13 protein-coding genes (1 of these 13 only partly in view) are annotated in these 21,261 nt (G+C 73.4%); all 13 read right to left on the reverse strand.

The window, feature by feature from the left end:
- Positions 1-13,948 carry the 5' portion of a non-ribosomal peptide synthase/polyketide synthase gene (locus ACZ6Y1_RS31545; protein ID WP_469637740.1) on the reverse strand. It extends 7,547 nt beyond the left edge of the window, so only the first 13,948 of its 21,495 coding nucleotides appear in the window; the start codon lies at positions 13,946-13,948; its stop codon lies off the left edge, out of view.
- A 365-nt stretch (positions 13,949-14,313) separates the two neighbouring features.
- Positions 14,314-14,526 carry an MbtH family protein gene (locus tag ACZ6Y1_RS31550; protein ID WP_469637743.1) on the reverse strand — a complete coding sequence of 71 codons (213 nt, stop codon included), beginning with the start codon at positions 14,524-14,526 and terminating at the stop codon, positions 14,314-14,316.
- 3 nt (positions 14,527-14,529) lie between these two features.
- Complete coding sequence (locus tag ACZ6Y1_RS31555) at positions 14,530-15,171, reverse strand: DsbA family protein (RefSeq protein WP_469637746.1); 642 nt, start codon at positions 15,169-15,171, stop codon at positions 14,530-14,532.
- A 56-nt stretch (positions 15,172-15,227) separates the two neighbouring features.
- Complete coding sequence (gene fabG / locus ACZ6Y1_RS31560) at positions 15,228-15,974, reverse strand: 3-oxoacyl-[acyl-carrier-protein] reductase (protein WP_469637751.1); 747 nt, start codon at positions 15,972-15,974, stop codon at positions 15,228-15,230.
- Positions 15,975-15,999: 25 nt separating this feature from the next.
- Entirely contained in the window at positions 16,000-16,482 is a 483-nt protein-coding gene (locus ACZ6Y1_RS31565; RefSeq protein WP_469637754.1) for a 3-hydroxyacyl-ACP dehydratase FabZ family protein, read from the reverse strand.
- On the reverse strand, positions 16,479-16,880 hold the full coding sequence (locus ACZ6Y1_RS31570) for a 3-hydroxyacyl-ACP dehydratase FabZ family protein (protein WP_469637757.1): 402 nt from the start codon (positions 16,878-16,880) through the stop codon (positions 16,479-16,481). The genes ACZ6Y1_RS31565 and ACZ6Y1_RS31570 overlap by 4 nt, the downstream gene beginning before the upstream one ends.
- Positions 16,880-17,128, reverse strand: a complete 249-nt coding sequence (locus tag ACZ6Y1_RS31575) for an acyl carrier protein (protein ID WP_469637760.1) — start codon at positions 17,126-17,128, stop codon at positions 16,880-16,882. The genes ACZ6Y1_RS31570 and ACZ6Y1_RS31575 overlap by 1 nt, the downstream gene beginning before the upstream one ends.
- 32 nt (positions 17,129-17,160) lie before the next feature.
- Positions 17,161-18,264, reverse strand: a complete 1,104-nt coding sequence (locus ACZ6Y1_RS31580; RefSeq protein ID WP_469637763.1) for a beta-ketoacyl synthase N-terminal-like domain-containing protein — start codon at positions 18,262-18,264, stop codon at positions 17,161-17,163.
- A 31-nt stretch (positions 18,265-18,295) separates the two neighbouring features.
- Positions 18,296-18,679: a hypothetical protein gene (locus tag ACZ6Y1_RS31585; protein WP_469637766.1), complete on the reverse strand. Its 384-nt coding sequence runs from the start codon at positions 18,677-18,679 to the stop codon at positions 18,296-18,298.
- Positions 18,679-19,086: a hypothetical protein gene (locus tag ACZ6Y1_RS31590; RefSeq protein WP_469637769.1), complete on the reverse strand. Its 408-nt coding sequence runs from the start codon at positions 19,084-19,086 to the stop codon at positions 18,679-18,681. Before ACZ6Y1_RS31590 ends, ACZ6Y1_RS31585 begins: the two co-directional genes overlap by 1 nt.
- Positions 19,087-19,431, reverse strand: a complete 345-nt coding sequence (locus ACZ6Y1_RS31595) for a hypothetical protein (protein WP_469637772.1) — start codon at positions 19,429-19,431, stop codon at positions 19,087-19,089.
- Positions 19,428-20,396, reverse strand: coding sequence for an acyl-CoA thioesterase family protein (locus ACZ6Y1_RS31600; RefSeq protein ID WP_469637775.1), 969 nt, complete (start codon positions 20,394-20,396; stop codon positions 19,428-19,430). The genes ACZ6Y1_RS31595 and ACZ6Y1_RS31600 overlap by 4 nt, the downstream gene beginning before the upstream one ends.
- Positions 20,393-21,241: an alpha/beta fold hydrolase gene (locus ACZ6Y1_RS31605; RefSeq protein ID WP_469637778.1), complete on the reverse strand. Its 849-nt coding sequence runs from the start codon at positions 21,239-21,241 to the stop codon at positions 20,393-20,395. The genes ACZ6Y1_RS31600 and ACZ6Y1_RS31605 overlap by 4 nt, the downstream gene beginning before the upstream one ends.
- Positions 21,242-21,261 lie beyond the last annotated feature (20 nt).

Genomic DNA, 21,261 nt, shown 5'->3' on the forward strand with positions numbered 1-21,261 from the left:
TGAGCATGTACGCGATCCGGTCGGCCGGATACGCCGGGTCCACCGGGAGGAACGCGCCGCCCGCCTTGACCACGGCCAGCTGCGCCACCACCAGGTCCACCGAACGCGGCAGCACCAGCGCCACCACCTTCTCCGGACCCACACCCTCGGCGACCAGCCGGTGCGCCAGACGGTTCGCCCGCGCCTCCAGCTCACCGAAGGACAGCTCCACCTCCTCCGAGACCACCGCGAGCGCGTCCGGGGTCTTCGCCGCCCGCGCCGAGAACAGCGCGCCCAGCGGACCCGACGGCACCTCGCGGGCGGTCGCGTTCCACTCCCCCAGCACCCGCAGGCGCTCGTCCGGGGACATCAGGTCCAGCCCGGAGACCCGGGTGTCGGGGCCCGCGGACAGTGCCTCGATCCAGCGGCCGAGCCGTTCGACCAGGTCTTCGGCGGTCGCGCGGTCGAAGAGGTCGGTGCTGTAGTCGATGAAGCCGCCGAGCCCGGCCGGCCGGCCCTCCTCGTCCCAGCGCTCGCCGAAGCTGACCGCCAGGTCGAACTTGGCCGCGCCCGTTCCGAGGGGCATCAGCTCGCCGCTCAGCCCGGCCGTCTCGAACTCCAGGCCGGGGTCGTTCTCCAGGGTGAGCATGACCTGGAAGAGGGGGTGGCGGGCCAGCGAACGCTCCGGGCTGATCAGGTCGACCAGCCGCTCGAACGGCACGTCCTGATGCGCGTACGCCGCCAGGTCCGTCTCCCGCACCCGCGCCACCAGCTCACGGAACGTCGGATCACCCGACACGTCCGTCCGCAGCACCAGCGTGTTCACGAAGAACCCCACCAGGTCCTCCAGCGCCTCGTCCGTACGACCGGCGACCGGCGTACCCACCGGCACGTCCGTCCCCGCACCCAGCGCCGTCAGGAAGGAGGCGAGGGCGGCCTGGAGGGTCATGAAGAGCGTGCTGCCGTGCTCCCGGGCCAGCTCGGTGAGCCGGGTGTGGGCCTCGGCGCCGATCTCGAAGGGGACGACGTCGCCCCGGTGGCCGGCACGCGCCGGGCGGGGCCGGTCGGCCGGCAGCCGCAGCTCCTCCGGGATCCCGGCCAGGGCCTTGTCCCAGTAGGCGATCTGGCGTGCGCTCAGGCTCTGCGGGTCGGCGTCCTCGCCGAGGAGTTCGCGCTGCCACAGCGCGTAGTCCGCGTACTGCACCGGCAGCGGCTCCCAGCCGGGTGCCCCTCCGGTCCGCCGCGCCGCGTAGGCCTGTGACAGGTCCCGGGCCAGCGGGGCCAGCGAGGCGCCGTCGGCCGCGATGTGGTGCACCACCAGCAGCAGGACGTGCTCCCGCGCGCCCAGCGCGAACAGCGTCGCCCGCAGCGGCAGCTGTACGGCGAGGTCGAAGCCGCGCGTGACGTGGCCGGCCAGCTCCGCCCGCAGGTCGTCGGCCGCGACGCGGCGCACCTCGAACGGTACCTCCGCCTCGGCGGGGGCCTTGATCTGCTGCCGGGCCCGGCCGTCGGTGTCGGGGAAGACGGTGCGCAGGCTCTCGTGACGGGCGACGACGTCGCCGAGCGCGGCGCGCAGCGCGTCCGCGTCCAGCTCACCGGTCAAGCGCAGCGCAAGCGGCAGGTTGTACGTGGCCCCGGGACCGTCGAGGCGCCCGAGGAACCACAGCCGCTGCTGGGCGTGGGAGAGGGGGGTCTGCGCGGGGCGGGTGCGCCGGGCGAGCCGGGCGCGGGCGCCGTCGGCGGTGGCGAGGAGGGCGGCGAGTCCGGCCACGGTGGGCCGCTCGAAGACCGTGCGGACGGGGAGTTCGACGCCGAGGGCGTTGCGGATGCGGCCGGCGAGCCGGGTCGCGGACAGGGAGTGGCCGCCGAGGTCGAAGAAGCCGTCGTCGATGCCGACCGCGGGCACGCCGAGGACGTCGGCGAACAGCGCGCACAGGATCTCCTCCTGCGGCGTGCGGGGTCCGCGGCCGGAGACCGCGTCGGCGTAGTCGGGCGCCGGCAGGGCCTTGCGGTCGAGCTTGCCGTTGGGCGACAGCGGCAGCTCGTCCAGGAGCACGAACGCCGAGGGCACCATGTAGTCCGGCAGCGAGTCGGCGGTGTGGGCCTTCAGCTCGGCTCGTTCGACGGGGCGGCCGGAGGCCGCGACGGCGTAGGCCACGAGGCGCTTGTCGCCGGGGCGGTCCTCGCGGAGCACGACGGCGGCCTGGTCGATCCGGGGGTGGCCGGCGAGCACGGACTCGATCTCGCCGAGCTCGATGCGGAAGCCGCGCAGCTTGATCTGGCCGTCGGAGCGTCCGAGGTAGTCGAGGCTGCCGTCCGCGGTCCAGCGGACCAGGTCGCCGGTGCGGTACATCCGCTCGCCCGGCTCTCCGTACGGGTTCGCCACGAACCGTTCGGCGGTCAGTCCGGGCCGGCCGAGGTAGCCGCGGGCCAGGCCGTGTCCGGCGAGGTAGAGCTCTCCCACGGTGCCGGGGCCGACGGGGCGCAGGCTGCCGTCGAGGACGTACACGCGGGTGTTCTCGATGGGCTTGCCGATCGGCGGCGTGCCGGTGCCCGCGGCGAGGGGTGCGCTGAGGGTGGCCGCCACGGTCGACTCGGTCGGCCCGTAGAGGTTGATCATCGTGCGGCCGGGCGCCCAGCGGTCCACCAGCGCGCTGTTGGTGGCGTCTCCGCCGACGAGCAGGCAGCGGAAGTCGGGCAGGGCGGACGGGGGCACGGTGGCCAGTGCGGCGGGCGGGATCAGCGCGTGGGTGATCCGGCACTCCGCGAGGACGCGGGCCAGTTCCTGGTCGGCGAGCGGGCCGGGCGGCGGTACGACCAGCGTGGCGCCGGCCGGCAGGCTCATGGTGAGTTCCAGGACCGAGGCGTCGAAGCTGGGCGAGGCGAACTGCAGCACCCGGCTGTCGGCGTCGACGGCGAACCGTTCGATCTGGGTGGCCGAGAAGGTCGCGATGCCGGCGTGGGTCACGGTGACGCCCTTGGGCAGTCCGGTGGAGCCCGAGGTGTAGATGACGTACGCCGGGTGCTTCAGGGCGAGGGCGGCGTGCCGGTCGGCGTCGGTGGGGTCGGTCGCCGGGGAGCCCGACAGGTCCAGCCGGTCGAGGAGTACGGGGTCGGCGACGGGCGCCTGCGGGGCCAGCCCGGTGACGGTGAGGACCAGCGCGGGGCCCGCGTCGGTGAGCATGTGCGCGATGCGCTCGTCCGGGTAGTCCGGGTCTACGGGGAGGTAGGCGGCGCCGGCCTTCAGTACGGCGAGCTGGGCGACCACGATGTCCACGGAGCGGGTCAGCAGCAGGGCGACGATCCGCTCGGGGCCCACGCCCCGGGAGATCAGCCAGTGGGCCAGCCGGTTGGACCGGTCGGCGAGTTCGGCGTAGGTGAGGCTGCCGCCCTCGTGGGCGACGGCCGTGCGGTCGGGGGTGCGCCGGGTCTGGGCCTCGACGAGTGCCGGGAAGGTGGCGGCGGGGACCTCGCGTGCGGTGTCGTTCCAGTCGGCGAGGACCTGGGCGCGCTCGGCGGCGGTGAGGACGTCGAGGCGGCCCACTGGTCGCTCGGGCTCCTCGGTGAGGAGGGTGAACAGCCGCTCCAGGCGTGCGGCGAGGGCCTGCGCGAGCGCGGGCGCGATCACGTCGGGCCGGTGGTTGAGGCGGATCTCGATCCGCTCGCCGGGCAGCACCACGAGGGTCAGCGGGTAGTGGGTGGCGTCGCGGCCGTCGATGTGGGTGACGGTCAGGTCGCCGGGCGCCCGCAGCATCTCCGGGTCGAGCGGGTAGTTCTCCAGGACGGCCAGGGTGTCGAACAGTTCGCCGACGCCGGCCAGTTCCTGGATGGCGGGGAGCCCCAGGTGCTGGTGGTCCATCAGGTCGCTCTGCTCGTCCTGGATGCGCGCCAGCAGGTCGGCGACGCTCTCCTGCGGCCGCAGGGCGACGCGGACGGGCAGCGTGTTGATGAAGAGGCCGACCATGGTCTCCACGCCGCTGATCTCGGCGGGCCGTCCGGAGACGGTGGCGCCGAAGACGACGTCGTCGCGGCCGGTGAGCCGGGCGAGGAGGACCGCCCAGGCGCCCTGGAGCAGGGTGTTGAGGGTCAGGCCGCGGGCGCGGGCGAAGGCGGTGAGCGCGGTGGTGCGCTCCGGGGAGAGGGTGACCGTCACCCGTTCCGGCTGCACCGAGGTGTCCGGTACGGCGCCGGGGGCGACCAGGGTCGGCTCGTCGAGCCCTGCGAGCGCCCGCTTCCAGGCGTCGGCGGCGGCGTCCCGGTCGAGCCCGTCCAGCCAGCCCAGATAGGCCTCGAAGGGGGGTACGGGCGGCAGGGAGCGGTCGTCGCCGCCGGTGCCGTACAGCGCGAACAGCTCCTGCACCAGCACGGGCATCGACCAGCCGTCGAGCAGGACGTGGTGGTTGCTGAAGAGCAGCCGGTGCCGGTCGTCGGCGAGCTTGACGAGGTGGAAGCGGACGAGCGGCGGGGCGGTGATGTCGAAGCGGTCGGCGCGGTCGGCCGCGAGGAGGTCCTCCAGGGCGGCGGCGCGGCCGTTCTCGTCGACGTGGGAGAGGTCGGTCTCCTTCCAGGGGAGTTCGACCTCGGCCGGCACCACCTGCACGGGGTGCTCCAGGCCTTCGTACCGGAAGGCGGCGCGCAGGTTGGGGTGGCGGCGCAGCAGGCCGGCGGCCGCGGCGCGCAGGGCGGAGGTGTCGAGGGGTCCCTGGAGGTCGGCGAAGAGCTGGACGGTGTAGACGTCCGGGGCGCCGGTGTCCAGCAGCGAGTGGAAGAGCAGGCCCTCCTGGAGGGGGGCGAGCGGCAGCACGTCGGCCAGGCCGGGGACTTCGGCCTCCAGGCGGGTGACCTGCTGCTGGGAGAGCCGGACGAGCGGCAGGTCGGTCGGGGTGAGTCCGCCGGAGGTGCGCGTCTCGTTCCCGCCGAGGCGGGTCAGCGCCTCGAACCAGAGTCCGGCGAGTTCGCGTACGTCGTCCTCGTCGAGGAGTTCACCGGCCCAGGTCCAGGTCGCGACGAGGGCGGGGCCCTCGGGGCCGTCCTCGGCGAGCGCGTTGAGCTCGACGGGGTGCGGCATCGCCATGGCGGCGTCGGCGCCGCCGCCTATGACGCCGGTCTCGGCCGCCGGGGCCCAGTCGGTGCCGTCCGGGCGGCCGAAGCGGCCCAGGTAGTTGAAGCCGATCTCGGGTGCGGCGAAGCCGGCAAGGGCGAGGGCGGTCTGGGGGTTGAGGTGGCGCAGCAGGCCGTGGCCGAGGCCGCTGTCAGGGACGGCCCGGAGCCGTTCCTTGACGTCGCGGACGGCGGCGGCCGGATCCTGCCAGGTGCCGGAGGGGAGGCGGAGCGGGTGCAGCGAGGTGAACCAGCCGACGGTGCGCGACAGGTCGGTGCCGTCGGTCTCGGCGCGGCCGTGGCCCTCCAGGTCGATCAGGAGCCCGGTGGAGGCGTCCCGGCCGTGCCGGCGGTGCCATTCGGTGACGGCGACGGTGAGTCCGGCGAGCAGGACGTCGGTGACGCCGGCCCGCAGGGCGGCGGGGACGGTGGTGAGCAGCGGGCCGGTCTGTGCGGCGGGCAGGGTGAGCGAGAGGCTGCGGGCGGTCGCGACCGTGTCCCGGCGCGGGTCGAGGGGCCGCCGCGCGATCGGGGCGGAGGGCTCGGCGAGCATGCCGGTCCACAGCTCCAGTTCGTCGAGCAGGCCCGGGTCCTGTGCGCGGGCGGTGAGGTGTTCGGCCCAGCGCTTGTAGGAGGTGCCGACGGCGGGCAGGCGCGGCTGGGTGCCGGAGGCGGCGGCCTGCCAGGCGCTCTGCAGGTCCGGCAGGAGGATGCGCCAGGAGACGCCGTCGACGGCGAGGTGGTGGACGGTCAGCAGCAGCCGTCCGGGGGCGGTGGGGCCGAGGTCGAACCAGACGGCGCGGACCACGGTGCCCGCCTCGGGTGCGAGCGCCTGCCGCTCGGACTCGGCGCGCTCGGCGACGAGTTCGGCGAGCCGGCCGGCGTCCTCGGCGGTGACGGCGACGCGGTCCAGTACGGAAGCCGCCGTCACGGAGCCGCGTTCGCGGGCCTCCAGGCCCCAGATCGGGCCGCGCCGGGTGAGCTTGAGGCGAAGCACGTCGTGCCGGTCGAGGACCGCCTGGAGCGCGGCGGCGAGGTGGCCCTCCACGGCCCCGGCGGGCACCTGGAGGAGCACCGACTGGCTGAACCCGTCGACCGGGCCCTGGCGTTCGCGCAGCCAGTGCATGATCGGGGTGAGCGGAACCGCGCCCAGACCGTCGTCGGTCATCTGGTCGTCGTTCTCCTCGTCGGAGGTGTCGGAGGTCAGGGCCACGGCGGCGAGCGCCGAGACCGTACGGGCCTTGAAGACGTCCCGCGGGGTGATCACCAGGCCGCGGGCGCGGGCCCTTGCGACCAGCTGGATGGAGACGATGCTGTCGCCGCCCAGGTCGAAGAAGCTGCTCTCGACGCCGACCGCGGGCAGCCGCAGGACCTCGGCGAACAGGGCGCAGAGGATCTCCTCCTGCGGCGTGGACGGAGCGCGCCCGGTGCCGGCCGGTGCCAGGTCGGGGGCGGGCAGGGCCTTGCGGTCGAGCTTGCCGTTCGGGGTGAGCGGCAGCGCGTCGAGGACGATCACGAAGGCGGGGACCATGTGGTCGGGCAGGGATCCGGCGAGGTGGGCCCGCAGCTCGGCCGGGTCGGGGGCGGCCGAGCCGGCGGGGACCGCGTACGCGGCGAGCCGCCGGCCGCCCGGGTCGTCGCGGACGACGACGGCCGCCTGGGCGACCTGCGGGTGGCGGGCGAGGACGTTCTCGATCTCGCCGGGTTCGATGCGGAAGCCGCGGACCTTGACCTGGTCGTCGGCCCGGCCCACGAACTCCAGCTCGCCGTCGGCGGTACGGCGCACCACGTCGCCGGAGCGGTACATGCGGCTGCCGGGCGCACCGAACGGGTTGGCGACGAACCGGTCGGAGGTCAGCCCGGGACGGCCCAGGTAGCCGCGGGCCAGACCGGCGCCCGCGATGTACAGCTCGCCCTCCGAGCCCGGCGGGACCGGGCGCAGGGCGCCGTCCAGGACGTACACCCGCGTTCCGACGACCGGGCCGCCGATCGGCGGCACACCGCCGCCGGAGAGCGCGCCGGACATGGTGGCGCAGACCGTGGACTCGGTGGGCCCGTACGCGTTCACCATGCGGCGTCCGGCCGACCAGCGCTCGACCACCTCGCCGGAGGTCGCCTCGCCCGCGACCACCAGGGTGGTCAGGGAGGCCAGGTCGCCGGGGGCCGCGGCGCCGAGGACGACGGGCGGGAGGGTGGCGTGGGTGATGCCGTGGCGTGCGGTGAAGGCGGCGAGCGCCGGGCCGGGCGTCAGCTCCTGCGGGCTGCCGGCGACCAGGGTGGCGCCGGTGAGCAGGCCCATGACCAGCTCCCAGAAGGCCGCGTCGAAGCTCGGCGAGGCGAACTGCAGGACGCGGCTTCCCGGACCCACTTCGAACCGCTCCACCTGCGAGGCCACCAGGGCGGCCACACCGGCGTGCGTGACGACGACGCCCTTGGGACGCCCGGTCGAACCCGACGTGTAGATCACGTACGCGGGCGAGTCCGGGCGGGGTACGGCGCTCTGCGTCAGGGGGTCCGCCGCGGGGTGCTCTCCGTCCAGGAGGTACGTGCGCACCTGTCCGGGCAGGGTGGGGGCGAGGGCGGCCGTGGTGACGGCGAGCGCGGGCCGCGCGTCGTCGAGCATGTAGGCGATGCGCTCGGCCGGGTAGGCCGGGTCGACCGGCAGGTAGGCGGCGCCGGTCCGCAGGACCGCGAGGACGGTGACGACCAGGTCGACGGAGCGCGGCAGCACGACGGCCACGATCTCCTCGGGGGCGGCCCCGGCGGCGGCCAGCCGGCCCGCCAGCTCGGCGGCCCGGTCGTCCAGCTGCCGGTAGGTCAGCTCCGTCGCGCCGAACAGCAGGGCGGGGGCCTCCGGGGCGGCGGCGACCCGCTGGGCGAACAGGGCGGGGAAGTCGGCCGGCGCCGGTGCGGCGCCCGTGTCGTTGGCGGCCTCCAGCAGCTCGCGCTCCTCGTCGAGCAGCAGCGTCAGGCGGCCGACGGGCTCGTGCGCCTGCTCCGCGACGAACCGCAGTACGGTCTCGAAGCGGCGGACGATCCGCTGCACGGCCTCCGCGTCGAAGGCGTCGGGGCGGTAGTTGAGGCGCAGGTGGAGCCGCTCGCCGGGCATCACGGCGAGGCTGAGCGGGTAGTGGGTGGCGTCGCGGCCGTCGATGCCGGTGACGGCCAGGCCCGGCTCGGAGAGCCGTTCGGGGTCGAGGGGGTAGTTCTCCAGCACCGTGATGGTGTCGAACAGCTCGCCGATCCCCGCGATGCGCTGGACGTCGGCGAGGCCGAGGTGCTGGTGCGGCAGCAGCTGGGACTGCTCGTCCTGGACGCGGGCGAGCAGCTCGGCGGCGCTCTCCGCCGGGTTCAGCCTCACCCGGACCGGCAGGGTGTTGATGAACAGGCCGACCATCGACTCGATGCCGGGGACCTCCGGCGGGCGGCCGGAGACGGTGCCGCCGAAGACGACGTCGTCGCGTCCGGTGAGCCCGCCCAGCAGGAGCGCCCAGGCGCCCTGCACCACGGTGGCGAGGGTCAGGCCGTGGCGGCGCGCGGTCGCCGACACCGCGGCGGTGAGGTCGGCGGGCAGGTCGAACAGCAGCTGGTCGGGGGCGGCGGGGGCGGTGGTGTCGAGGCCGGCGCCGGCGAGCAGCGTGGGCTCCTCGACGCCCTCGAAGGCCTGGCGCCAGGCGGCCTCGGCGGCCGGGGCGTCCTGCTCGGTCAGCCAGGCGAGGTAGTCGCGGTAGGGGGTGGGGGCGGGCAGGTCGCGGCCGGTGTACAGGGCCAGCAGCTCGGCCACGTACAGCGGCATGGACCAGCCGTCGAGCAGCAGGTGGTGGTGGGTGAAGACCAGCCGGTGCCGGTCCTCGCCGAGGGCGACGAGGGTGAAGCGCAGCAGCGGCGGCGCGGACAGGTCGAAGCGGGTGGCGCGCTCGGCCTCCTGGATACGCAGCAGCTCCTCGCGCCGCGCGTCCTCGTCCAGCGCGGAGAGGTCCCGCTCGTCCCAGCCGGGCTCGGCCGCACGGGGGATCACCTGCACCGGGTGCGGGAGGTCCTGGTGGTGGAAGCCGGCCCGGAGGTTGGGGTGGCGCTCCAGCAGGGTGCGGGCCGCCGCGCGCAGGGCGGCGGTGTCCAGGGGGCCCTGGAGGTCGAAGAGGAACTGGACGGTGTAGACGTCCGGACCGGCGTCGTCGAAGAGGGCGTGGAAGAGCAGGCCCTGCTGGAGGGGGGCGACGGGCAGGATGTCGGCCGCGCCGGGGTGCAGGGCGGTGAGCCGGTCGATGGCGTGCTGGTCGAGCGCGACCAGGGGCAGGTCGGAGGGGGTGAATCCGCCGGCGTCGGGCTCGGCGGCGCTCTGCGCCAGCCGGCGCAGCTCCTGGAACCAGAGGTCGGCGAGGTGGCGGGTCTCGGTCTCGGTGAGGAGGCCGCCGGCCCGGTTCCAGACGGCGGTCAGCCGCGGTCCTTCGGGGCCGTCCTCGGTGTACGTGTTGAGTTCGACGGCGTGCGTGAGCGGCATGGTGGGGTCGTAGCCGCCGGACAGCGGGGCCGCGCCGGGGGCGGTGGTCCAGTCCCCGCCGGTCGAACGGCCCAGTCGGCCGAGGTAGTTGAAGCCGATCTGGGGGGTGGCGAGCGCGGCGAGTTCCGGTCGGATCCGCGGGTTGGTGTGGCGCAGCAGGCCGTAGCCGATGCCGTTGTCGGGGACGGCGCGCAGCTCTTCCTTGACGCGGGCGAGGACGGCGGCCGGGCTGTCCCCGGCGGCCGCGGTGAACCTCACCGGGTAGAGGCTGGTGAACCAGCCGACCGTGCGCGACACGTCCGTGCCGGGCAGCACGTCCTCGCGCCCGTGACCCTCGATGTCGACGAGCACATCGGCCGCGTCGGCGCCGCGGGCGGTACGCCAGCGGCGTACGGCGCCGACCAGTGCGGCGAGCAGGATCTCGTTGACCCGGGCGTGGAAGACGGCGGGCACCGTGGTCAGCAGGGCCTCGGTGACCCCGGCGGGCAGGGTCAGGGTGAGGGAGCGTTGGGTGGCGGCGGTGTCGGCCGCGGGGTCCAGCGGCCGGTCGCCCAGGCGCGGCTCGACGGCGGCCAGCACCTGCTGCCAGTAGGGGAGTTCCGCCGTCCGATCGGGGGATTCGGCGAGCCGGGTGAGCTCGCGGGCCCAGGTGCGCAGCGAGGTGCCGGGGACCGCGGGGGCGGGGGTGCGTCCCTCGGCGGCGGCACGGTGGGCCTCGGCGAGGTCGGGCAGCAGGATGCTCCAGGAGACTCCGTCGACGACCAGGTGGTGGGCGACGAGCAGCAGCCGTCCGGGGCGGTCCGGGCCGGCGTCGAACCAGACGGCGCACAGCATCCGGCCCGCGCGGGGGGCGAGGCGGGCCACGGCCTCCCCGGTGTGCCGGGAGACGGTGTCGGCCAGGGCGGCCTCGTCGGCGGCCGTCACGTCGACGCGGCGTACGGCGTCCCGGGCGAGGTCTCCGGCGGCGGCGGCCGGGGCGGTCGCCAACGCGAAGTCCGACGCCTCGGTGGCCGACAGCCGCATGCGCAGGGCGGCGTGGCGCTCCATGAGGGTGCGTACTGCGGTGACCAGGTGGTCTTCGGTGAGGCCGGCCGGCACCTGGAGGAGGGTGGACTGGTGGTACCGGTCGGGCGAGCCGCCCAGTTCGGCGAGCCACCCGGCGATCGGGGTGAGGGCGAGCTCTCCGGCCGGCTCGTCCTCGCCGTGCGCGGCGGCCGGTTCGGGGGCGGCGTCCTCGGCGACGCGGGCGAGGGCGGCGGGAGTGCGGTGCTTGAAGACGTCGCGGGTGGTGATCCGCATCCCGGCGGCGCGGGCGCGGGAGACGAGCTGGATGGAGACGATGCTGTCGCCGCCCAGGTCGAACAGGTTGTCGTCGACGCCCACGCGGGGCAGGCCGAGCACGTCGGCGAAGAGCGCGCACAGCTGCTCCTCGGCGGGGGTGCGGGGCGCGGCACCCGGGTCCGCCGTGACGGTGAGCTCGGGGGCGGGCAGCGCCTTGCGGTCGAGCTTGCCGTTGGCGGTCAGCGGCAGCGCCTCCAGCGCGACGAACGCGGCGGGCACCATGTAGTCGGGGAGGGTCTCGCCGAGGTGTTCGCGCAGCGCGGGGGCGCCGGGGGCTGGTCGGTCGGCGGCCGGTACGAGGTAGCCCACGAGCTTCTTGTCGCCGGGGCGGTCCTCGCGGACCACCACGGCTGCCTGGGCCACGTCGGGGTGGGACTGGAGGGCCGCCTCGATCTCGCCGAGTTCGATGCGGAAGCCGCGGATCTTGACCTGCTGGTCGGCGCGGCCGATGTACTCCAGCTCGCCGTCCCGGTTCCGGCGGGCCACGTCGCCGGTGCGGTACATCCGGGTGCCGGGGGCGCCGTACGGGTCGGCGACGAACCGGCCGGCGGTCAGGTCCGGGCGGCCCAGGTAGCCGCGGGCCAGGCCCGCGCCCGCCACGTACATCTCGCCGGGGACACCGGGGGCGGTGGGGCGCAGGGCCGAGTCCAGGACGTAGAGGCGCAGGTCGGGGATGGGGGCGCCGATCAGGCTTCCCTCGGAGGAGGCGGCGCCGGCCCGGTCGAGGGCGAGGTGGGTGACGTGGACGGTGGTCTCGGTGATGCCGTACATGTTGACCAGGACGGGAGCGTCGTCCGCGTGCCGGGCGTACCACTCGCCCAGGCGCCACAGGTCGAGCGCCTCGCCACCGAACACGACGTACCGCAGGGCCAGTTCGCCCAGACCCTCGGCGTCCTTCTCGGCCTGCATCAGCTGGTGGAACGCCGACGGCGTCTGGTTCAGCACCGTCACCCGCTCCGCGGCCAGCAGCCGCACGAACTCCTCCGGCGAACGCGACACCTCGAACGGCACGACCACCAGACGCCCGCCGTACAGCAGCGGACCCCAGATCTCCCACACCGAGAAGTCGAACGCGTACGAGTGGAACAGCGTCCAGACGTCCTGCGCACCGAAACCGAACCACGGCTCCGTCTCGGTGAACAGCCGCACCACGTTCCCGTGCGGTACGACCACGCCCTTGGGGCGGCCCGTCGAACCCGAGGTGTAGATGACGTAGGCCGGGTGCGAGGGCGAGACGTCGACGGCGGCATCGGTGTCGTCCGCGGCGGCGAGCTCCGCGGCCACGGAGGGGTCGTCGAGGAGCAGCAGCGGCACGTCCCCGGTCGGCACGTCGACCGAGCCGACCGTCACCACCAGCGCCGGCGAGGCGTCCGCGACCATGTACGCGATCCGGTCCGCCGGATAGTCCGGGTCCATCGGCACATACGCCGCCCCCGACTTCACCACCGCCAGCAGACCCACGATCAGGTCCACCCCGCGCGGCAGCGCCAGCCCCACGAAACCCTCGGGACCCGCACCCCGCGCCACCAGCAACCGCGCCAGCCGGTTCGCCCGCGCGTTCAGCTCCCCGTACGACAACGACACGTCACCGAACGACAACGCCACCGCGTCCGGAGCCTGCCCCACCCGCTCCTCGAACACCGACACCAGGGTGTCCGCCGACGGGGCGTGCGCGGCGGGTGCCGGGGCGGCCGGTACGACGAGGGCGCGCTCGGCCTCGGCGAGCACGTCGATGCGGCCGAGCGGGCGGTCCGCCGGGGCGTCGGCGAGGTCGGAGAGGAAGTCGCGGAAACGCGCGAGGTGGGCGTCGAGTTCGTCGCCGGTGTAGAGGTCGGGGTTGGCGTCGAAGTCGATCTGGAGGCCCTTGCCGTCCGTGCGGTCGTAGACGATCACGGAGAGGTCGTCGGCGGGGCCGATGCAGAGGTTGTGGACGGTCGCCGGGTGCTCGCCGAAGGTCAGGTCGTAGTCAAACATCATGATGTTGACCTGGGGCCCGGTCAGCCGGCGGTCCTCGCCGAGGAGCTGGAGGTCGCGGCGCAGGTCCTCGTAGCGGTACCGCTGGTGCTTCATGGCTCCGCGCATCTCGGCGGCGACCCGGGTGAGGAGCGCGTCGAGCGTCAGGTCCGCGGAGACGGCGACGCGCAGCGGGAGCACGTTGGAGACCATGCCGGGCAGGGAGCGCGCGGCGCCGCCGAGCCGGGTGGTGACGGGCAGGCCCAGGACCACCTCGTCCGCGCCCGTCAGCCGGTGCAGGTAGACCGCGACCACGGCGGTGACCAGGCAGGGCCACGGGACGGCGGCCTCCCGGGAGACCTCCCGGAGCTTCTCGGTGGCGCCGGCGTCCAGGTGGGCGGTGCGGCGCAGCAGGCCGCGGGCCGGGGTCGGCTCCTTGGCGGACAGGCTCACCGGTTCGGGCCGGTCGGCCAGCTGCTGGAGCCAGTAGTCGCGGTCCCGGGTGAACTTCTCGGAGGAGCGGTACTCGGCGTCGAGTGCGACGAGGTCGGCCAGCGGCCCGAAGGGGGTGGGCGATTCCTCGCCCGCGACGAGGGCGGTGTAGACCTCGGCGGTGCGCCGGGCGACCAGGGCGACGGTGAAGCCGTCGACGAGGAGGTGGTGGTAGCGGTGCAGCCAGAACCAGCGGTCCTCGGCCGCCTTGAACAGGACGAAGAGGAACAGCGGTCCCCGGGAGGTGTCCTGGGGGCGGGCCATGTCCGCGCGCATCCAGGCCTCGGCGGCGGCCCGGGGGTCGGCCTCGGTGCTGACGTCGACGAGGCCCAGCTCCCACTCGGGGGCGTCGTGGACGGTCTGGCGGGGGCCCGCGGGCGTCTCGGTGAACGTGGCGCGCAGGTTCTCCATCTCGGCCACGACCCGGCGCAGTGCGGCTTCGAAGAGGTCCCGGTCGACCGGTCCGTGGATTTCGAGGTATTCACCGGCGTTGTAGACCGGGTTATCCGCGTCGAGCTGCTGGGCGAACCAGATTCCCGACTGCGCTGCGGTCAGAGGTATCCCGTGCCCACCGAGCATCATTCTTCATCCACCTTGAGCAGATCGACCGCCACGGATTCCGCCACGACGGCGGAGAAAACCCGGAGAGGGATATCCGGAGGCCTTTCGCGCTCCCCCCGCTCCGTATTTCCGGCTACTCTCGCACCGCCCCGGAAACCCGACAACGGACCCTGCATCATGCTGCCAAGCACCGTCGGCGGCGTGCTCGGGGCACCCGGCCGCCTCCGGCCGGGCCGACAGACTCCTGCCAACGGGAAACCCGCCGGCGGCGCCCGGACATGCGGAACGGGCGTCCGCGGATGACACGGACGCCCGTCGCTCCCTGCCGGTACGCCTGGGACGTATGAGTACGTATGAGTACGTACGAGTACGTCTGATCCGTCCGGTCAGGCGGCCATCGCCTCGACGAGGCTCTTCGGCCGCATGTCCGTCCAGTTCTCGTTGATGTGGTCCAGGCATTCCTGCCGGCTCGCCTCGCCGTGCGCGACGGTCCAGCCGGCCGGCACCTCCGCGAAAGCGGGCCAGAGCGAGTACTGCCCCTCGTCGTTGACGAGGGCGTAGTAGTTCGCGTTGTCGTCCTCGAAGGGATTCGTCGCCATGATTCAGCCTTCCTGCTTTTGTTGTTTCCTGATGCGGATGCGTACCGCCTCGACGAATCCGGGGAGGCGGTCCACGCCCCAGAACCTGTCGAAGCCGTCGATGAAGTAAGGGACGCCGAACACCCCGTCCCGATGCAGTGAGCCCAGCATCTCCAGGCCCTTCTCGCGGATTTCCGGGTCCTCGTGGGCGTACCGGGTCACATCGGGTTCGAGCCCGATCTCCTTGCCGATGGAGGCCATGGTCTCCGGCAGGGAGATGTCCTCGCCGAGCTCCCAGCGGCGCCGGTAGGTCTCGGCGATGAACTCCGGTCCCGCGCCGTGGCCGGCCGCGGCCAGGTAGGCCAGGTGCGACACCTCCCAGCGGGGCTCGGTGTCCACCGGCCAGACCATCTCCAGGCCGCGGGCCCGGGCCAGGCGGCGCACGTCCTGGAGGATGTAGAGGTGCTTCTCCTTGGACATGCGGACGTACGGGAGCCGGATGTTGCTGCGTTCGAGGTGGTCCTGCGCCACCTGGTCCGGCTCCCAGAAGGGCAGCCATTCGATCCGGTCCGCCACGTCCCGGTGCCTGTCCATCAGGTCCCGGTACGCCATCCAGGAGTACGGGCTGCGGAAGGAGAAGTACCAGCGCGGTCCTCGACGTGCCATCACCGCCTCCAACGGTTGGTACGAGTGGTACGAGTGGTAGCGAGTGGTGCGGGGGTTCAGATGGTGATGCCGCCGTCGATCTGGAGCACCGCACCGGTGATGTAGGCGGCCTTCTCCGACACCAGGTAGGCGACCAGGTCGGCGACCTCCTCCGCGGTGCCCATGCGGCGCAGCGGGATGGAGGACAGCGCTTCCTTGCGGGCCTTGTCGTTCATCTCGGCGACCATGTCGGTCTCGATGAAGCCGGGGGCGACCGCGTTGACGCGGATGCCGGAGCGGCCGGTCTCCTTGGCGAGGGCGCGGGTGAAGCCGATGATCCCGGCCTTGGACGCCGAGTAGTTGGTCTGGGTGCCGTGGCCGTAGACCCCGGCGACCGAGGAGATGTTGACGATGGCGCCGCCGCGGCGCTTCATCATGCCGAAGACCACGGCGCGGCAGGTGTGGTAGACGCCGTCCAGGTTGGTGTCGATCACCTGGCGCCACTGCGCGTCCTCCATGAGGACCAGCGGGTTGTCGCGGGTGATGCCGGCTGCGGTGACGGCGGCGTCGATCGGGCCCAGCTGCTCCTCGGTGGCCTCGATCCAGGCCCGCACCGCGGCGCCGTCGGCGACGTCGACCCGCGTGCCGGCGATGCGGACGCCGAGCTCCTGGCCCGCCTTCTCCAGGGTGCGCGCCGCGTCGTCGTCCGAGCGGTAGCAGAACGCGACGTCGAACCCGTCGCGGGCCAACGCCTTCACCGTGGCACGGCCGATGCCCCGGGATCCGCCGGTGACCAGGGCGACCCGGCTCGTGATGTCTGACATGGTCCTCTTCTCCTCGGGCGGGCGGTCAGGCGGCGGGTTCGGGGCGCAGGGCCGCGGCGGGGCGGAAGGCCATGACGATGCGGCCGACGGTCATCACCGTCTCGCCGGCGGAGCGGGTCTCGCCCTCGAACAGCAGGGTGTCGTCGACCTTGCGGTCCAGGCGGACCCGGTGCTCCAGGACCTCGCCGGGCAGCACCGGGCGGTGGAACTCGACTCCGGTCATGCCGCCGAAGAGCATCACCTGTCCGTCGAGCACGTCCGGGTTGGGGTCGTCCCAGGTGGCGAGGACACCGGCGGACTGGCACCAGGACTCCACGAGCAGGGTCGCCGGGTAGGCGAAGTCCTCCTCCGGGGTGTCCGGGCCGAGCGTCTCGTACCAGGGTTCGTTGCAGGTGACCGCCTTGAGGGCGATCAGGCGCTCGCCGGGGACCACGTCGACGAGGCGGTCGACGAGGAGCATCGGGAAGCGGTGCGGCAACCGGGCCCTGATGTCGCGCTGGCCGGTCATGCGGCGGCCGCCTCTCCCGACGGGTGGGCGAAGCGCAGCCGGACGCCGGCCGCGGGGCCGCGCCCGGTGCTGAGCTTGGCCCGGCACTGCCAGTCGCCGGCCGGGGTCCGCTTCCACGCCAGGTCGATGTCGACGAGGTCGCCGGGGAAGACCGGCCCGGTGAACCGGGTGGACTCCACGGCGGCCAGCGCGGTGCCCTTGGCCTCGTCGGGCAGAGTCGCCTCGGCGCTCAGCCGGGCGCACTCCACCAGGCAGACGCCGGGGAAGATGGGGAAGCCCGGGTAGTGGCCGGGCAGCACGGTCTCGGTGTCCGCGACGGTGAAGCGGGCCGCGCCCGTCAGCTCGCCGTCGGCGGGCAGGATCTCGACCGCGCCGCCGAGTGGGCTGGCACCGGTCATCACGCGGCCTGCGCCGTGGCGAGCCTGGTGAGCAGCAGGTCGTAGGCGCTCTGCAGGGTCACGATCTGCTTGAGCTCGGACTCCGGCAGCTTCACGCCGTACTTCTTCTCCAGGACGACGACGATCTCCAGCGCCATGAGCGAGTCGACCTCGAGGTCGTCGACGAACCGCACGTCGTCGGTCACCTCGGTCACGTCGACGTCGAGCACCTGGGCCACGACGGCGCGCAGTTCTTCCTTGTCCAGCACGGTTCTTCGGTCCTTTCGGTGGGGGCGGGGGATCAGCGCAGGGCCAGCAGGGCGCAGCCGACGGTTCCGGTGCGGTCCACGGAGGTGATCACGCCGATCCGGCCGGCCGCCTCGGCGGGCCGGTCCTCGGCGTACGAGAGCAGGGCGGCCGTCTGGAAGGCGGCCGCGGCGGCGCCGGTGTCGCCGATCAGGGCGGTCGGCGTGAGGTCGGCGTGCTCGCCCGTCCCGAACACCTCCCGCACCGCCTCGGCCTCGCCCAGGCCCTCGCGGCCGGGTGCGCCGGAGCGGGCGACGGCGGCCACCCGGCCGGGCTCGACGCCGGCCCGGCGCAGCGCCGAGCGCAGTGCGGAGACCAGGGCGGGCCGGACGTCCCCGTCGAGGACGACACCGAGCTCCACGGCGAGGAGTTCGGCGAGCACGGGCTGGCCGGGGTCGCCGGGGTCGTGCGGTTCGACGAGGAGCATCGCGCAGCCCTCGCCCAGCGCCGGGGCGGGGCCCTGGTCGCCGGTGTGGTGCTCCAGCCAGGCGCGGGCCTGGCTGAACTCCTCGGCCGCCCCGCACAGCACGGTGCGGGCGCGGCCCGCGCCGAGCAGGCGGCGGGAGTAGTTCAGGGCGTGCAGGCCGGCGGTGCGGCCGCCCGCGATGGTGGCGTTGGGGCCCTTGAGCTGGTACCAGATGGCGCTCTGGCCGGCCGCGCAGTTCATGACGGTGTTGGGGAACCGGGCCGGGTCGACGAAGAAGGGCTGCTCCCCGGTGAGGGAGTCGCGGGTGAAGTCCATCATCGACTGGGCGCTGCCGGTGGTGGTGCCGAGCGCGAACGCCGCTCCCTCGCCGGTGCCGACCGCGCGGTTGCGCTCCCCGTCGTCGAGCAGCGAGCCGACGGCGGCGACGGCGAGGCCGGTGACCCGGTCCATCGACCGGGTCCCCTTCTTGCCGAGCACCTCGCGGATGGAGAAGCCGGGCACGACGTGGCCGACGCCGCCGGGCGTGGTGCCGTGCTCGGGGCCGAGTTCGGTGACGGTGCCGCGCCGTTCGCGCAGGCCCTCGGTGAACGCCGCCCTGCCGATGCCGTACGGCGACACGGCCGACCAGGCGGTGATCACCGGGCGTCCGGCGCCCGTGGTGAGGGTGGTCATGACCGTCACGTGTTCCTTCCGTTCATGGTGGTCACAGGAAGAAGACCATCCGGTAGTCGCTCCACTGCTCGGCCGTCGCGCCCGCGCCGACGAGCTCGACGCCCTCGATCAGCGGGTACGGGGAGCGCAGTGCCGCGATGTCGGGTTCCTCCACCAGGACGCGGACTCCCGCGCCGAGGAGGGTGCGCAGCCCCTCGCGGGGATCGGTGAGGGTGTCCACCGTCACCGTGCCGATGCGCAGGGCGGGCACGGGGCCCGCGTCCAGGGCGTAGGACACGGCCGAGCCGCGCAGCAGGATGTCGAGGCCCGCGAGCTGCCGGTGCAGCTCGACGGCCAGGTAGAGCTCGTCGAAGAACTGCTTCTCCAGCGCTCCCCGGTAGCCCTTCTCCACGATGGCCAGCACCCGGTCGTCCATCAGATCCCTCCCAGGTGCAGGGTCTTGTCGGCGGCGGCGACGTTGGCGGCGTAGCCGCCGGGCGGGCGGAGCACCACCTGGGGCAGGTGGTCCACCGCCCCCCGGTCGTCGCTGCAGAACCGGCAGCCGTACCAGTGGAGCCGGCCTTCGTAGGTGGTCAGCAGGCCCTCGATCAGGCCGGAAGTCGTGGGGTACTCCCGGTTCCAGTCCGCCAGGTTGCGCGGCTTGGTGGAGCCGAGCGCCCGCTGGGTGAGCAGCGTGGCGTACCCGCAGGTCCACACCGCCACGGTCGCGTTCTGGTCCAGGAGGGCCTGGGTCAGGCGCAGCGCGGTGGTGACCTGGTCCGACGTGTGGGGGCCGCCCATGAGGGTGATGAGCACGTCCGTGTGCGGGATCTGCCTGGCCACTTAGTGCCACACCACCTTGACGGCCGGATCGAGGATCCAGCCCGCCACCACGTCCATGCCGACGATGCGCAGTTCGGGCCGCAGGGCCGCGGTGTCGAGGCCGTGCTGGGCGAGCGAGAAGCTGTCGGCGGCGAGCACGCCGCCCTCCTTCTGGAACCGGTCCAGTTCGGTGTCGCTGCCGGGCACGGCGAGGACGACACCGTCCTGGACCAGGAAGAGAAGCGCCGACTGGCCGGTGATCACCTGGGTGACCGCGTCACGCCGGAATCCGGCGTCCTGCGCGACGCGGCCCTGGCTCTCGATGAGCAGCAGCCGTGGGGTGCCGCTCTCCCAGATCTCGCTCACGCCGCCGGCACTCCGTTGATCGCGTCGAGCACCCGCTGGTCGAAGTTGACCAGGCTCCAGTCGCGGCGGTTCTCGATGACGGCGTAGCCGTGCACGATGCGGCCGGTGGCGGTCTTGACGAGGTTGCCGTCGCGCAGGACGTAGAAGTCCATGCGGGAGGTGTAGGTGAAGTCCTTGAAGACCTCCTCGACGGTGTAGACCGTGTAGAGGTCCTCCTCCATCAGCGCCTCGTCGAGGATGCGGATGTCGGAGCGGGGCACGACCGGGATCCAGCGGCGGTCGTCCAGCAGCGTCTTGATGGAGATGCCGCGGTCGGCGACGAAGCGGTCCTTGCCCTCCTCCATCAGGCGCAGGTAGCCCGACATCTGGATGCGCTCGGTGAAGTGGCAGTACGGGTACGGGATGTTCCACTTCCAGGCGTAGGCGTTCTGCCCGGCCGTCAGGGAGGCGAGGATCTCCTCCTCGGCGGGGGCGGCGGTGGCCGGCTCGCGTTCGAGGTCGTCGCCGAGGGTGGCAACGGCGAAGCGGGCGAGCTGCTCCGGGACCTCGCCGGCCGCCTCCAGGTAGGTGTCGACCCGCAGGGCGACGCGGACCTTGGAGGTGACGGCCTTGTGGATCTCGTGGTCGCGCTCGAACTGGATGGTGACCTTGAAGCCGATGGTCCCGTCGTCGTCCTTCGTCCAGGGCACCACCTCGGCATCGGCGATGTCGTCCATGTGGAAGGCGTGCAGGATGCGGGTGTCGATGGAGACCAGGTCCAGACCCAGGCCGTGCTCCTCGTACAGCGCGCGGGCGGGCAGCCCGGACTGGCGGAAGTGCTCCAGGACGGCTTCCTCGACGAGGTAGTTGACGTGCTTGAAGCCGATCCACGTGCAGATGTTGGACCCCTCGTAGCGGGGCCGGACCCGGGTGGCGGTGGCGGTGTTCAGCAGCGCCTTGACGGCGGTGTCCGTGACGAGGGTCATGCGAGGGGCTCCAGAGCGTTGAGGAGGGCGGCCCCGCGCTGCGGAGTCAGGCCCATGGTCGAGTTGACGAACGTGCTGACGGCGGTCGCGAACTCCGCGGGCTCGTCGAGCATCGGGAAGTGGCCGCTGCCGGGCAGGACGCAGCCGATCGCGTCGGGGAGCGCCTCGGCCAGCGCCGCGCTCTCCTCGGGGCGGGCGGCGAAGTCCGTGGCGCCGGCCAGCACCAGGGCGGGGGCGGTGATCCGGCCGGTCTGCAGGGCGGGGGTGCGCAGGTACAGGTCGAAGAAGCGCAGCCAGCCGTAGGGGCCGACGCGGTCGCGGACCCGCTCCCCCATCGCCTGCTTGATGTCGTCGGGGATGCGGCCGCCCGAGTGGGCCCGGATCCCCTCCTCCATGATCAGGTGGAAGTCGTTGAGGTAGTAGCTGATGGTGCCCCAGTCGAACTCGTCGGTGCTGCCCCGGTAGAAGGTGGAGACCAGCACCAGGGCCCGGATACCGAACTGGCGCAGCGCGTCGACGCCGCCCCGGTTCTTCTGGTCGAGCAGGTCGAGCAGGACGTTGGCCGCCATGGAGTGGGCGACCACGACCTCGGCGCCGCCCGGTACCGCCTCCAGCGCCTTGGCGAGCCAGCCGCGCAGGTTGGGCTGCTCGTTCCAGTCGGCAATGGTCTCGGTGCGCCACGGCAGCCGCGCCGTCCACACCTGGTACGAGGGGGGCAGCTCGGGCAGGACCCGGTCCCAGACGGTGTCGTTGGCCGCGAGTCCGTGGAGGAGCAGGACGCGGGGGCCGGTGCCCTCGGTCCGCCGTTCGACCGACACCGGGCGCAGGTCCACATTGGTGTTCATGACTGACTCCTTCTCCTCGC

The sequence above is a fragment of the Streptomyces sp. NPDC053432 genome, from assembly GCF_055585365.1.